This is a genomic window from Anaplasma phagocytophilum str. Webster (genome assembly GCF_000964685.1).
Lineage (GTDB): Bacteria > Pseudomonadota > Alphaproteobacteria > Rickettsiales > Anaplasmataceae > Anaplasma > Anaplasma phagocytophilum.
Map to the genome: position 1 here is coordinate 159,877 of NZ_LANS01000001.1, position 16,041 is coordinate 175,917.

The window sequence follows — 16,041 nt, forward strand, 5'->3', positions numbered from 1 at the left end:
TACACAAATTTTCATTACATGTCCCTGCGTATACCAGGGCAACCATATGCAACCGGAACTCCAGGCTATAGCGGTTGGAAGCTTGCATGTACTGTATATTTAATTCCATGCTACAAAGCATATTTAAAGCGTTGTCATCCACAAAAATCTAACGTGTGATATGGAGTGTTCACCGCTAGCCGAACCGTATACCATCTCATGTAATTTAAGATACTACAAAATTATGGAAAGCCACTGTGCGATAAGCAAGTTCTCACAAACCCACAATACTGACTGTTAACAGTGATAAATAAATACGGCTTCACAATGATAATTATCATCCTACTAGAAGGGCGTAATTCAGCATTACCAACCAGACAAAATACAAAAAGGTATGAAATATATTATAAGCTGATGGCCCAACTAAGGCACTGAGATGATTTTCCGCAATAAAACAATGTAATCCCTGCTCTTAACGTAGCAAGAGCTTGCATCAATGAAGATGCCAGACGCATTGCTTTTCTTAAAAACCAAGAACTATGTCATATCGTTTATTGTTCAGATTGCTACACGGATTACAAAAACGTTTCTCCTTCTGTTGCCCTTGATATCTTGTGATATGCATCACACAGAACCTGGTATCTTTTTGTAGACATAGCATTCCGTTACAACACGCAAGATATGATTTTTGCAATGCGCTGATTTGTACATTTGCGTGAAGCAGCTATATGTATCGCAAATACATTATTTAAAACCAGAATTACCTCACCCCCAAAGCTTCGCACCTTCAAGCAGCAATATCTATTTTTTATTTTTTCCATTGATATAAACTCACTAATTCTAAAAGCGGGAGCTACACCGCATGCTATATCCCACTCCTACACTATACAAATCTTCTAAAAAATATCCCACAGCAAACCTATCTAAATAAAGTTCATGGGGTCCACATCGATAACGACACGTACATTACGCAACTTTTTGTATTTCTCTCTGCACTCTGACAGTAAGCTCTTAATCGCTGAAATACTGGTAACTTTCAAAAGCACCCTATACCTGTGCATGTTGTTTAATAAGCTAAGAGGCGCTGGAGCCGGTCCCCAAACTGTTATTTTACCAGCCATGCTCGCGACAATCTCATTAGCCACAGCAATCACACCTATTTCTTCTCTCCCTGAGATTATTATTGATACTAACCTCATGTACGGAGGCATTTCAGCTACTTTTCTTGTTTTTAGCTCTACACTATAAAAATCATCTCGATTACTGGACAGCAACGATTTTATAACCGCACTCTCTGGATCATACGTCTGTAGTACAACCTGCCCCTTTTCTTTATATCTCCCAGAACGGCCCGAAACCTGATGCAACAGCTGATACGTCTTTTCTGTTGCCCTGAGATCACTGTTTCCCAACCCTAAGTCCGCATCTATAACACCTACCAACGTCAATTTAGGAAAGTTATGCCCCTTTGCTATAATCTGCGTACCAATAATAATATCGACTTCTCCTTGCAGTACTTGCTCAACGATACTATTCGCCTGTTTGGCACTTATATCACTGCTTAGGACCACAGAGCGCGCCGTAGGAATGAGTTCTTGTATACCCTCTAGTATCCTTTCTATACCCACGCCATATGGACTCATGGTGTTATACTCTTGACACGATGGACACTCTCTTGGTATCTCGCAACTATACGCACAGTAGTGGCATAGCATTGCCCTTAAAACTCTGTGCTCCGTAAGCCACGTACAACAGTTTGGACAGTTTACTTTGTGTCCGCATTGTTTGCATAGTACAAGCCTTGCATATCCCCGTCGGTTCAAGAACAACATTACTTGCTGCTGTTTTGCAAGTGTTTCACATATCTTTTCGTATAAGCATGTAGACATCCATGCCTTTTTTAGTTCGTCTTTGCGCATATCCGCCACTATTATATCTGGCATCACCGCTTCTCCGAACCTTCTCTTCAATACTACATGATTGTACTTCTTTTGCTGTATGTTATTCATGGTTTCCAGTGATGGAGTCGCTGTACACAACACTACTGGAATATCAACGTGCTTTCCCAATACAATGGCCATGTCTCGCGCATTGTATATCATGCCGCTATCCTGTTTGTATGAGCTCTCGTGCTCTTCATCGACAATAATCATCTTCAGATTTTTAAAGGGCAAAAATAACGCAGATCTCGCCCCCACAACTATAGAAGTAGTACCACGCGTCACTGCAAGCCAATTCTCCCTACGCCTTTTTACCGTCAATTCAGAATGCCACTCCACTGGATTACAAGTGGAAAAATAGCTGTAAATCCGCTTCATGAGCTGCGTTGCTAAAACAATTTCAGGAAGGAGTACCAGTACCTGAGCATCTGCACATTCCTGTAAGAGCTTCTCCGCAGCAGTACAATAAACTTCTGTTTTCCCAGCACCTGTCTTCCCATCCAATACAGTGACTGAAAACCCTGTAGAACGCTCTACTATATAGTTACACGCATAACTTTGGTCTTCAGATGGCTGCGGCAATTTTCCCGCTTCTATATTCACATCATTAACGCTCGTACTCTGCGCTAAATCACCACCTAGCGGCATAAATTTACCCCTAGGCATACCTGCAAATACCATCTTCAATACCATACCTATGGGTACAATGTTGTAATTGCTAACCCACTGAATAAATTTGATAAACGACGGAGCCATGGAGGGCAAAATAAGTTTATCTTTGATGTACTTCAACTCTAAATCAGATTCGATGCTATTTTTAAGATCCGTAACCAACCCTAACGCAACCCTATTGCCAAAGGGTACACGCACATAATCACCTACTGAAATTTGAATTTCGTCTGGGACCAAATAGTAAAATGGCCTATCCAATGGTATAGGAAGTAGCACCTCAGCAATCATAATGCTCTACCTACCTCTCTACAAACTTCGCTGGCCATACCCCCGGAACTCCCTAAGAAAACTTACCGCAAAAACACCAGCGCTTACTATAACACATAGGCGCACACTGTAACCTACCAAGTACCCTGTGTTATGCAATGAGGTTAAATTTTCCTTTACTATGACGGTAATTGGAAATACCCGCGGACTCAACCACATGCCCTCCCGCAAAAAAAGCTACTTAATCGGGAACAACTTCACTGCGCCAATGCCACAACACACGTGATGCTATGCGGTCTCTTCTACCTCAATTCTAGAAAAAATCATGCACAATCCCGGGTGATATACCATAACGGCCCCACGGACTTTGTCGGTATTGTTCTATACCTATCATACAATACCCTATGATAGAGCTGATGCTACTGTAGATCACTAAGAAAAAGCCACAAGCCTCTCCTCGTAACGCAGCATCCGAAGACTGAAAAAGCTCACGCACCGTTAGATACCTACGGCAAAATCACCACAAACATTTCAGCTATATTGCTTCACCTCAATTCGAGAGAAAATCATCCATGATACCCAGTGCTACCTTGATGGACACATCAACTTCAGCATGCTGCCCTACTTTTTTCTCCATACCTATCAAGAGAAATTCTGGATGCATCTGTAACAACATGTTACCTCTACTATCCTCTACAGCCTCTATAATCCCATCATCAGCATATGCAGTAACCTTGTATCCAAGATCTAGCAATCTCTTTACATTATGCTCACTGATGTCTATACCCTCACTGTGCATATCGGGAACATAAAACCTAAAGGAATCCTCTTCTTCTGAGCCTCTAACAGATGTAATAATCTTTGCTAGCTTACTTCCAGGCACCACATTAACTTTAAGCAGTGACTTACCATACTCCCTTGGATGTTTTTCAGACACATTATGTGCTGCCACCATTTCACTGGAGCGGAGCATGCTATCTATGCGCTTTATCTTCACTTTCTGAGAATGCAATACCCCCTGCAATCCACCGCAAATAGCTAATAGCTTAATATTATGTCTATCTTGCATAACACTAACTATGGCATCAGTAACTAACTGCCTGTACGGAACCGGCGGAAAAGGAGGACTACTTATGTTGTAGTAGTTACCAGGAATAAACACCCTGTCTATCTTATTATCTAAGAGAAACTTATCCACTCTCCTCGCAATACTAATGGCGTCAGAACCAGCACCAAGTTCTTTCATTATCACATTATAATCTATGAGAACTACTTTCCCAGCACCAAGCTTTAGTAATAAGCCCTCAATGTCCTTGGCGGTCCTATCTTCTCCGGCATAGGTGGAGTACTGAGTAGATAATAGCCCTACAATGGCCTTTCCCGCAGCAGCCTGTGCAGATAGAGAAAAAATAAGCAATACCGTAAATAGAACATAAAAACCTACTGCGTTCCTAGAAGCAGAGTTGTTTATAAAATCCATCATACCCGTAACGCGTCTCATCTTAATAGCTATCCTGCACAGGGTTTGTAGCATCAATCCCCTAATTTTTGCTAAATCATAATGTTTTTAAATATTTTAACAAAGATATATCTTTATTAATTGATAATCATAATTTAAACGTAGGAATAATGTAATTTTTTATTTCAATAGTAATCTAAATAATGATTCTTCCGTGGGAGATTCTGACACAAGCACGCCTTTCCACTTGCACGTATTCAGAGCATCACATACCCTGCTACTAATGGTGTATGCAGCCACAGTAGCGAGACACTCTTTGTACTTCTTTTCCACTAAGTTCATAAAAATTTTCGCGGTTTCCATAGAATAAAACAGTACTCCTGAAATTTTCCTCTTACTCAGCAAATAACAACACTCAGGGCTCAGTTCAGTGCTCCTTATCGTCTCGTATAGTATCAACTCTTCGACGGTAATCCCAAAGTTTCTGGCCATCTTACTTAAGTCATGCGAAATATTTGTACCCCGGATATATAGCACTTTAGAACTATATGATTTCGTTCTCAGATAATGCAGGAGATCCTCTGCTGTACCGCTCACCGTTTTAACATTTTGGAATCCTAAACTAAGTGCATGCTTCATAGAGCTATCACCCACAGTGACAATGGGAATGCTTCTATTATCAGTAGCTTGTGCCATTCCAATAATGCCATGTCTGCTAGTAGCTAAAACAACTTCGTAGCCTTCTAGCCCCGTTATTTCTGCGGCAAGATAACGTACCTCAAACATGGGCTCGATGAAAACGTCAAACCCCAGCGCAATTAGAGCGTCTCTCGACTTCACAGAGTCACACATAGCACGCGTCAGCAGCAGCATAAAATACCGGAAATTACTCTGTAACAATTGCTCATAGAATAAAGCACTCTATTTAATCAAGTACTACATAACGACTAAGTATCCTATGATCTCTTATTCCCTGCCACGATAGTAAGAAAAACAGCTCCGGGAAGAACTGTTCGTTATGTACCATAACTTGACACAGCGCTCATTGCTGTTTTCTACAAATGAGTACACTACGTAAAGCATAACTTGAATAATTTCTCCCACTGAGTCTAGATCAACTAGCAACCTTCCTCTACTTCATGTACCGTTCGGATTACCACTCACAAGCTTTGTTTGATATGAAGTTACTAACTACCTTTTTAGTCAACACTGCAATACACTAAGCTGTCTACACAACACATTCAGACACCGCTTTCATTGTGCAAAATGCTGAGCACTTACCCCATATTGCATCATTACCCTAAAACCGTCTATCAAACCCTATATTCTTCTGCACGCTACTTGAAGCCACTGTTTTACTTCTTCACTCACGCGTGGTGCAATAACCTCAAACACAAAGCTATGATATTCATTCAGATATTCAATCTCCTCACGACTAAGCATGCTACGATCTATCATATCCAAACATATAGGAACACACGTCAGCTGTCTGAATCTGTAAAATCCCCTACCACAATCCACAACGTACATAAGATTTTCTATTCTGATACCATAAGCATCTTGCTCATAATATCCTGGCTCATTAGACAAAACCATACCCGGCTCCAACGGCACACTATTAATAGGAGAAATAGCTTGAGGTCCCTCATGTACCGAAAGAAAGCTCCCAACCCCATGACCAGTAGAATGCCCATAGTTGAGTTGTTTTTGCCACAGATATTGGCGTGCTAAAACGTCCAATGCAGCACCAGTCGTACCTATGGGAAATGCTGCATTTGCAACAGCTATAAAACCTTTGAGAACCATAGTAAAACGCGCTACCTGTTCTACTGAAGGAGCACCTATCGCAACTGTACGCGTGATGTCTGTTGTACCATCGCTATACTGACCACCAGAATCTATGAGGTATATGCCATCTTTTTCAAGTACCTTATTGCTCTTCTCATCCACCCTATAATGGACAATTGCTCCATTGCCTCCGAATCCGGAAATAGTCTCAAAACTCTCTCCCATAAACATATCCTGCTGCTGCCGAAACTCCCTAATTTTCGATACAGCATCAAGCTCGGTCACCCTCAGGTTATTCGCGATACTACAATCAAGCCAATACAAAAAATTGACTACTGCAACCCCATCCCTAACATGGGCTTCCTTCATACCATCAATTTCGATAGCATTCTTTTTTGCCTTGAATATAGTACAGGCGTCCTGATCTTCAATTACAGACACCCGATCTTTTATCATATCGAATATGTATATGGGAATAGTTGAAGCATCTACCGCTATGTTGCTTAAGCCCTTCAGGACATTAGGTAGCTCATCTATCTCAAGTACATTAATACCTTTTCCATCTATGGCTACTCGGTCTGCACCTTCGATAAAGAGGTCTACCCTTCCATCCTTATACAAGATAGCACGAGATAAAACAGCCGGATTATAGGCAAAGTCTAAGTTACGTATATTCAGCAACCATGATATAGAATCTACATCCGTTATGAGCATTGATTCACAACTCTGCATCTTAGATGCTAGAATTGCACGCTTATCACAACTTTCAAGCCCTGCAAATCTCACTGGATGTGTCACAACACGCTGCCGAATCTCCATAGGTCTATCCCAGAGCTTATCCAGCATTTGACACGAGAGCATTTTCAGACAAAAGCGCTTAAATCTTTGTATTTGGCGCAGGGTAAATAATTCGCCATAGTAGCCTATTATAGTTCCTAATGGCAAATTCTCTTTCAACCATATCGCAGGAGTAACGTCGCTCATATCGTAAATATCATAGCAACTTTGATCAACCTCTAGGGAAGCTTGAATGGAATATCTGCTATCGGTAAAAAAGATACATTTCCCCTCACTACGTATTATAAGAAACGCGTTTGATCCCGTAAATCCACACAACCACGCGACTCTCTGCCTATTCTCATTCACATACCCTGACTGATATTCATCCGCGTGATTCAGCAACAGTACTTCCACACCTTGCTCACGCATCGCAAGCCTCAAATCTCTAAGCTTCAAATTCATATACCAGTTCCTCATAACAGAATGCAGGGTTTTTACAGCAGCATTCGGAAATCCAAGCCTGGAAAATTATAGAAGACAGCTACTATGGCGATTTACAACTCACACCCTAGAGTACATAACAATCCTGCACGGCCCAAATACTCAGTAGAACCCTAACTTACCGAGATCAACGTAATATAAGGACATTATCGGGTTCTTGCAAAATACCTAGACCTTTCGTATCAATCATGTAACAAATCGGTAATTCTTCTCGAAAAACGGGGGATAGAAGCGTGTTGTGTGCACGGTATTAGAAAATACCCAAGACGTTTTAATCTTGGTATAGAACAAGCTCATCTTTTTTCATCACAAAGCGGAAATTCTTCAAAAAGCTCATTCCCAACAAAGATGTCTCTAGCTGAGAAGTGCTAATACTTGCACCAACGTTTCTGGCTATCAAGGCGCCAACTTTCATCTCAGGTATTAAAAAGTATTGGGCTTGTATGGCACCATTTGCAGTATGATAAGTTTTTGACGTCTTTGAGGGACGCATGTGTGCGCCTATCCTCTGTGCATCTTTGTGTGAAAGCACAACATCAGTTGCTCCGGTATCAACAAGAAATTTTATATTTTCTCCGTTAATAGATGCAAATACATAAAAATGTCCGTCGCTGGACTTACGCACAGAAGCCCCTACACCATAAGCCTGAGATGCTACACTAACGGCCGTTGCACCCATGTGTTGATGCATTTTATTCTTCAGATCAAACACAAAGGCAAGCCCTATGGTTAATCCTAGCCAAAAAACTACATACTTAGCAGACTTCATCCAAAAATACCTCCTAAGGTGCTTTCACAATACCACCCAATAACTGAACAGTGCAAACCTAAATGAGAATCTATTCTAGAATAAAACGCCGTAGTAGCGCCGTTATATTACTAAGCACATACTACAAAAATGACTCATTATGATACGTCTATAGATACAGCTTGACGCAAAATTCAGCACATGTCATGCACAAAGCACACAAACCTGCACTTACCAGTGCTAAAACACACCACAACTTCAAAAGACACCGATAAACTGAGCTGCGCGAGTTTATGTGCAACTATAAGTAATGACTGAGCGCGTATAGCGTATCAATACTGTATTAATTTCAGATTATCATAAGCACACGACAACAAAAAACAGAGGCAACCATTCTGAATCCCAGGGATATGGCACAATATGAATGTGCACTTATCAGAAGTACTTCATACAATCATGTAGCGTAGCAAATCATGAAACTTTTTCCCGTCCTTAAAGTGCATTAAAATTGCAAAACACTCCTTTGCTCTCGTGGACTCAGCCCTGATAATCTCCACTCCCTCATAGTGAAAAACTGTAACGCTATCATACAATACGCGGGAGAGTAGTAGGATACGCAGAGTCATATGCTGCAGCTATTTATAGCATCACCGCTACCATTCCGGTTAGCAGAACATACAGCATCGGTTGAATAGTGCTCACAGGTTTGAAGACTCGGGCAGTACATTTGTCATTCGCTTTGTTCTTGCTGTATTTAAGAATGACTTCCTTCCGTAAAGCGAAAAAGTGTCATGGTACCCTTTGGGACCGAATATGAACTATTTCAGCAAGGAGAATAGAATCTACCTTTTTGTGTATTTATCTTTTATGATGCTTTGGCTGCAAGAGTTGCTATTCCCCGCGTAGTAGATATAGTTGCGGCAATAATAAGGCATTTTCTTTTACTATAGGACGCAAGACACCCCGTAGGATTCCCCATAGTAGTAGTGACCAGTACTTTTCCGCTATTGCAGCTTTTGGCTACCTGATGCCGAGGTAATAGCTACAAGGGACACGATAGCGCGTCTATTCTATCCCCTAACATGAGTGGTTGCCTGCCGAGGGTGTGTTTTGGTGGCGCTGAGCGTGTCGTGTAATTTTGTATTTTTATACGTGCTTTTTGAAGCTCTCCTGAATCAGGCTGGTGGAAGTAGATTTTTTATGAGATTGTCGTTTGGATGACTATACTGAAGTTCAACTCTTCCAAACAGATTCCATGCTAATCATAAAGTGTTAATACCAAAGAAGCCCCACGCTCACCCCACTAACATTCTAGCAAACCAGAAAAGGGTATTGTAGAAAGAAGCCGATAGAGCATTTTCTCATCAAATCACTTACAACTCACAATAATTGCGCTAACAGATAGCCATCTAAGATAGTGTTACAATGGCACTTGGTACATTGTTTGCCTCATATTTCCCTAGAACCATACTAGAATAGGCCTGCACATCGCAAATGGCTATTTCTCAAAGCCCTCACTTACGCTATCCAGAAGTTCAACTTTAGTACTATTAGAAGCATTAAAGCTGAGAAATGTATAAACCAGGCTCCACGCTCACCCCACTAACATTCTAGCAAACCAGAAAAGGGTATTGTAGAAAGAAGCCGATAGAGCATTTTCTCATCAAATCACTTACAACTCACAATAATTGCGCTAACAGATAGCCATCTAAGATAGTGTTACAATGGCACTTGGTACATTGTTTGCCTCATATTTCCCTAGAACCATACTAGAATAGGCCTGCACATCGCAAATGGCTATTTCTCAAAGCCCTCACTTACGCTATCCAGAAGTTCAACTTTAGTACTATTAGAAGCATTAAAGCTGAGAAATGTATAAACCAGGCTCCACGCTCACCCCACTAACATTCTAGCAAACCAGAAAAGGGTATTGTAGAAAGAAGCCGATAGAGCATTTTCTCATCAAATCACTTACAACTCACAATAATTGCGCTAACAGATAGCCATCTAAGATAGTGTTACAATGGCACTTGGTACATTGTTTGCCTCATATTTCCCTAGAACCATACTAGAATAGGCCTGCACATCGCAAATGGCTATTTCTCAAAGCCCTCACTTACGCTATCCAGAAGTTCAACTTTAGTACTATTAGAAGCATTAAAGCTGAGAAATGTATAAACCAGGCTCCACGCTCACCCCACTAACATTCTAGCAAACCAGAAAAGAGTATTATAGAAAGTAGGTGAGCAAGCATTTCCTCATCAAATCACTTACAACTCACAATCATCGCACGAACAGATAGCCATCTAAGATAGTGTTACAATGGCACTTGGTACATTGCTTGCCTCATATTTCCCTAGAACCATACTAGAATAGGCAAGCACAAATGGCTCTCCTGTAGGGCCTTCGCTATGATACCCAAAAGTCCCGCAAGAACACTAGCACAGAAAATTCTTTCTAATGTCCATGTGATAAGAATACACCCTAACCATATTGCAGAATTTCAGCTATTCAACCCACGTACAATGCGCCGTAAGCGCCACACTCTGCCGCCTACGGCGTCAATAAAAACTTCCCTTGGGAAACCTTCTCCCAAGCCGCTTTAAAGGCTAATAAATGCTCCTTCTCACTCTTACTTAAATACTCAAGCAAGGAAACAATGCAACTGTTGTAGCAATCTGTTTTGATCTTCTCCTGATGCTGCATAAGCCTTAAATACACAAGATAAGTATTTATCACATCAGTCTCGCAATAGTCACGAATCATGGATAACTTGCCATTATCATACAATTCCGCAACAGCAGAACCATCCGTACCGAACTTCCCAGGAAAGCCCATAACCGCACAGACCTCATGCATCTTAACTTTGGCAGATGCACCATACTCCGAAAGGTAATCTAACAAATCACAGTGCCAATCTACGCTATACCTCTGAAAGTAATTATTCCACTTGTCCCCAGCTTTGTACAAATACCCTGCCTGCACCCCGTGGAGCATAGCCCTGTATTTAAGCACCGGAAAATCAAAAGTTCTGCCATTGAACGTAACAAATCGCGGTTTGATGGCAGAAACGTAACTCAAAAAACCCTTAACTAACTCCTGTTCCGAAGAAAGAGCCGTACCACCAGAACGTATTTCCTGTAAAGTAAAAGACTCATAGCCGCCACCTCTCTTGATATCGGCACGCAAAAAGCTAATAGCTACTATCTTGTGAAATGGCTGTCGCAAAAATGAATTCTGCCCATTAGTAATATCAAGGTGATAGTTCGCCATAGCTTCCCTTTTGGCTAAAATATCGTCATCCTCACCAACTGTCTCACCTATAAGATTATTACAGCTATCAGTATCCGGAATAGTTTCTATGTCAAAAACAAGCAAAGAGTCCAACATTATATGTACCCATATTCCTACACAGCGGTTATTAACCCGCAAGATAAATACGCAAATCGCTTCCTCTGTGAATCATGAGTATCCAACACATTCTTCCAGATGATCTTGCCAAAACTTACGCACTTTTACAAATAGGTAAAGGTGCACCTTTTTATTGAGCATAGCGCTTAGCTCGTACCGAGCAGCAGTGCTCACACTCTTAATCAGTGCAGCATCTGCTCCGACAACAATGGTTTTTTGGCTCTCCTTCATCACGTAAATAACTTGCTTGATTATAATGCTATCGCCCTTTTCCTCTATCTGCTCCGTCACTACAGATAAGGAATAAGGCAGCTCTTGCCTGAGCGCTAGGTATAACTTTTCCCTAGTTATCTCTGCAGCAAAGAATTCTAAAGTTGCATCAGTACGATATTCTTCCGGATATAACCACGGCCCATCACATGCTGATTCTTGCAAATAGTCAATCAAATCACGTACCCCAGTTCCGTACAGCGAAGAAACTGTAAAAACCCTATCAAATTTGTGCAATAACTGTACACGCTCTGCAAAAGTCGCTAATTCACCCTCATCAAGAAGATCCATCTTGTTAATTACTGCAATAGAAGCAACGTTATCTCGTTGCAACCTTTTAATGATCTTTTCAACATGTACGCAGATCCGTCGCTTCGCATCGAGCACTAGAATAACCATGTCCGCACCCTTCATCGACATCCACGCGTTCTTGACAATAAACTTCTCAAGCTTCGTCTTAGGAGAAAAAATCCCTGGAGTATCAGTAAACACCAGCTGTACATTACCTTCATTCAGCACAGAGTTCATTTTCACTCGGGTTGTGTGCACTTTATTAGTAACTATAGAGGCCTTAAACCCAACTAACTTGTTAATTAAGGTTGATTTGCCAGCATTGGTCATACCAACAACAGCAACTAAAGAACATTTCATCAATCCCGTATTCTCGATTTCCACACGCTCACCAAAATTAGAAAACACAAAAAGCAAACTCCCATACACCCGCTCTATGACGTAGCAAGCATATCACACGTGTCACATCCCAAAATAACGGGCTACTTCCCCTTCAGAAGATTCATTATGTCAGAATCTGCAATCTTATCCATCTTCATCTGACTAAACTTACTTATCATGGAATTCATCTGATTATACTGCTTTAGCAACGCATTTACAGCATCAACCTTAACTCCCGCACCCTTCGCTATCCTTGCCTTCCTCGCACCATTCAGTATCTCAGGATTCGCCCTCTCCTGCTTCGTCATTGAGTTAATAATCGCAATGTACATGTCGACTTTGCTGTCATCAGCTATCCCCGCAACTTTGCGTTTTATATCGTTACCGAAAGCGGGTATAAACTTCATTATATTAGCAATACCACCCATTTTATTCAAAGCTTTCAGCTGAATAACAAGATCATCCAAATCGAATTTACCCTTCTTGGCCTTCGCCTGTAGCTCATTAATTGTATCCTTGCCAACCGCTTCTACCGCCTTTTCTACAAGAGATGCGACATCTCCCATATTTAACATTCTACGAGCTATTCTATCAGGATAGAAATCGTCCAAATCTTCAGGCTTCTCTCCCGTAGACATGAACTTTATAGGACATCCAGCAACCAACTTCATAGACAAGATAGCACCACCCCTAGGATCACCATCCGCCCTGGTAAAGATCGTCCCAGTAATGCCTAACTCCTCATTGAACTTGCGCACCATAGTGACGGCATCTTGCCCCATTAAGGAGTCTACAACCAATACAATTTCAGCTGGTGATACCTCCTTCTTTACACACTTCAGCTCATCTATCATGTCCTGATTGATATGCAAGCGCCCCGCTGTATCCAAAAGCACCACATCGTGCCCTTTGAGCCTCGCTTCCCTCATAGCACGCTTCGCAATATCAAGTGGTTTTTGCTCCTCAACGATGGGAAGACTGTCTATACCAACTCCATCAGCCAAAACCTTCAGCTGTTCTCGAGCTGCAGGACGATATACGTCTAAAGACGCTACCAACGGGTTTTTAGAATCCTTCTTTAACCTCAGTGCAACTTTTACTGTGTTAGTAGTCTTACCAACACCTTGAAGCCCAACCATCATGATTACTGCAGGAATCTTTCCCTTAAGATCAAGAGCGCTCTTCTCATTACCTAAAACTTCAATCAAACACTCTTCTATACGCTTTATGACCATTTGCTCCGGGAGCACCCCTTTAACTACATCGCCCCCTACGATCTTGCTTTTTACGTTCTCTATAAATTCGTCAACAACACCAAGATTAACATCCGCATCCAACAATGCCTGAGTTATATCTTCTATTACAAGATCAAAATCCTTGCTGGATATCTCCCGCTTTCCACTTAACCTTTGCAGCGCAGAAGAAAACCCCTTGGTTAAAGAGTTAAACATAAGCCCATACCAAAACAATAATACAAATACTCAACATAACCAAAAGCAATGTAGAGCTAACAACCCCAGATGGCGACCTGGCTGATAATACAGTAGAACCACTAGTTTCTATGCTAAAAGCTCCCCCCGCAAAAAGGCCTCCCAACACCTCTCTCATGCGTGACGCAGCATGTGCAAACTTTTCCGCCATTATAAAAAACTGCCGATAGACCCAGCTATCACCTATGGCAGACTCGTACCGTCCCAAAAACTGCCTTCTAAACAAAATAAAAAACAGAACAACGCCACCGAGCCATATTAGCTTAGTTGCTACAGCACCAAATGTATATACAAATTTATGCTCTGAAAAAAGCAAGCCCTCGCCATACAATACACCAGACACCGTAATAATAAGCGACAACATTATAATTGAGAGCTTAGAAGAAAAAGGACTAGGCGCATACTCCGGAGTTGTAGAACACGGCTTTAAGCATGCCAACCAAAAAAGCTTCATTCCATTACTCGCAAATAACAACCATCCCAACATAGGCTGCATATACTTTAGGAGCATATAGTCAAAACTCTGCAAGTTCATATGTAACATTAGCCCTTTCGTCACAAAACCAGCAGTCCACGGGAAGCCCCCTAAATTCAACAGAGCCACTATACAACCCATAGCTTCCATAGATGCCAATTTAAAACACCCAGCCATTCTGTTAATATCAACATGCCCAGAACGTTTTACCACTGAATCAGCAAACATCCCCAAAAGAAGCTGGTATAATACTGAAAATGATAACTGCACGATTATAAGGTCTGATGGTATTCCCGGACACCCAATAGCCATCATAAGCAATCCTGCCTGCCCTACAAACATGTAAGCCATCAGCCTACGAACATTCTGCTCAAGAAAGGCAAATATCGCAGCATATATAGAAGTGAAAATACCGAAGTATAAAATTATGGACTCGCCAGAAAAGAACTTTAACAAAACATACAATGCCACTTTAGTTGTGAACAAGGAAAGTACCAGCATCCCAAAACTTGACGATACCGGATATGCGCGCACAAGCCATGATGCTGCAGGAAAAGCTGCTGTATTTATTATCAAACCAAGCATAAAAAACCATCTAGGTATCCCCTCTAGAACCCCTAAATGAGCATGCTGACTTGCACCCACAAGCAACAAAAAGCCAGAAATAAAATGCAAACATGCATAATGTAAAAATGCAAAATCCCTGCCTTTATATGCCCCAAATGCTACAATACATACTGCAGTAAGCGCCATAATCTCAAAGCCAATAGTTACCAATGTGAGATTTGAAAATAACAATACTGCAATACTGCTAATGCAATATAGCAGAGAACATAAGAGCTCCTTAAAACCTACCCTACACCTACAAACTATGCAAAACATAGATGCAAGAAACGACATAATCAGCGGAATAGCACTGACTTTGTCCAATGAAAACACGTTCTCACCACCCAATGCCTGAAAAATATTACTGAACGTAAAATTATACAAAGAACCCATGGAAAATGTAACATCTAGCCCCTGTACTCTATATACCCGCACAATCCTACGCTAACAAGTCAATATCCAACGCCACAGGTTAAAACATTATTTCGAAACCAAAGACATGAATCATAGCACATGCATCACGTGTTACTTGAATCAGTAAACGCATGTCCTCTGCACCAAAAAAACACATCACTGCAAATTCCAATACTTTGCGCCGCTGTAGCTCTTATCAACTACTTCTCAATATAATACGCATATATAGACGCCTCTATAACCCCTCATCTATGCGCTTAGGTTGCGGTATATCACCCCTATAAAAGCACTGTAACTATTTGCTGAATTATAGCACAATGCTGCGTCACAAATTTACAACTACCCATTTAGATACCAGGGATAATAGCCTTTATTGCAATTACGTCATGGACTCATTATCAAAGTCATAATTCTTTGCAAACGCTGTAATAGTGCATGCCCATAGAAACTTCTGATCTAACCTGCACCTATACGCTGAGATATATAAACACTTATTGCCCACAGGCGATGTATTTATAGTAGTAAGGAAGCTATATTTTATGCCGAGATATTTGCTTTTGTTTGAGAAA

11 protein-coding genes are annotated in these 16,041 nt (G+C 41.2%); all 11 read right to left on the reverse strand.

Features of this window, described 5'->3' with window-relative positions; translation table 11 throughout:
* Window positions 1-902: 902 nt before the first annotated feature.
* Complete coding sequence (gene priA / locus APHWEB_RS00535; RefSeq protein ID WP_011450486.1) at window positions 903-2,879, reverse strand: replication restart helicase PriA; 1,977 nt, start codon at window positions 2,877-2,879, stop codon at window positions 903-905.
* An 18-nt stretch (window positions 2,880-2,897) separates the two neighbouring features.
* Window positions 2,898-3,089, reverse strand: a complete 192-nt coding sequence (locus APHWEB_RS06185; RefSeq protein ID WP_162183390.1) for a hypothetical protein — start codon at window positions 3,087-3,089, stop codon at window positions 2,898-2,900.
* A 319-nt stretch (window positions 3,090-3,408) separates the two neighbouring features.
* Window positions 3,409-4,341: a gamma-glutamyl-gamma-aminobutyrate hydrolase family protein gene (locus APHWEB_RS00540; RefSeq protein ID WP_230597191.1), complete on the reverse strand. Its 933-nt coding sequence runs from the start codon at window positions 4,339-4,341 to the stop codon at window positions 3,409-3,411.
* A 156-nt stretch (window positions 4,342-4,497) separates the two neighbouring features.
* On the reverse strand, window positions 4,498-5,190 hold the full coding sequence (locus tag APHWEB_RS00545; protein ID WP_011450484.1) for a uroporphyrinogen-III synthase: 693 nt from the start codon (window positions 5,188-5,190) through the stop codon (window positions 4,498-4,500).
* A 447-nt stretch (window positions 5,191-5,637) separates the two neighbouring features.
* Window positions 5,638-7,347, reverse strand: a complete 1,710-nt coding sequence (locus APHWEB_RS00550; protein WP_020849254.1) for an aminopeptidase P family protein — start codon at window positions 7,345-7,347, stop codon at window positions 5,638-5,640.
* A 310-nt stretch (window positions 7,348-7,657) separates the two neighbouring features.
* A complete protein-coding gene (locus tag APHWEB_RS00555) occupies window positions 7,658-8,155 on the reverse strand; it encodes a retropepsin-like aspartic protease family protein (RefSeq protein WP_011450482.1) in 498 nt (165 codons plus the stop codon).
* A 425-nt stretch (window positions 8,156-8,580) separates the two neighbouring features.
* Window positions 8,581-8,760: a hypothetical protein gene (locus APHWEB_RS06615; RefSeq protein WP_020848839.1), complete on the reverse strand. Its 180-nt coding sequence runs from the start codon at window positions 8,758-8,760 to the stop codon at window positions 8,581-8,583.
* 1,927 nt (window positions 8,761-10,687) lie between these two features.
* The gene (locus tag APHWEB_RS00565; RefSeq protein ID WP_011450481.1) at window positions 10,688-11,524 is read right to left on the reverse strand and encodes a 3'-5' exonuclease; all 837 of its coding nucleotides are present in this window, start codon (window positions 11,522-11,524) and stop codon (window positions 10,688-10,690) included.
* Between the two features lie 72 nt (window positions 11,525-11,596).
* Window positions 11,597-12,466, reverse strand: a complete 870-nt coding sequence (gene era, locus APHWEB_RS00570; protein ID WP_044104199.1) for a GTPase Era — start codon at window positions 12,464-12,466, stop codon at window positions 11,597-11,599.
* Between the two features lie 122 nt (window positions 12,467-12,588).
* The gene (gene ffh / locus APHWEB_RS00575; RefSeq protein ID WP_011450479.1) at window positions 12,589-13,938 is read right to left on the reverse strand and encodes a signal recognition particle protein; all 1,350 of its coding nucleotides are present in this window, start codon (window positions 13,936-13,938) and stop codon (window positions 12,589-12,591) included.
* A complete protein-coding gene (locus tag APHWEB_RS00580; protein WP_020848837.1) occupies window positions 13,931-15,493 on the reverse strand; it encodes a proton-conducting transporter transmembrane domain-containing protein in 1,563 nt (520 codons plus the stop codon). The genes ffh and APHWEB_RS00580 overlap by 8 nt, the downstream gene beginning before the upstream one ends.
* Window positions 15,494-16,041: the final 548 nt, after the last annotated feature.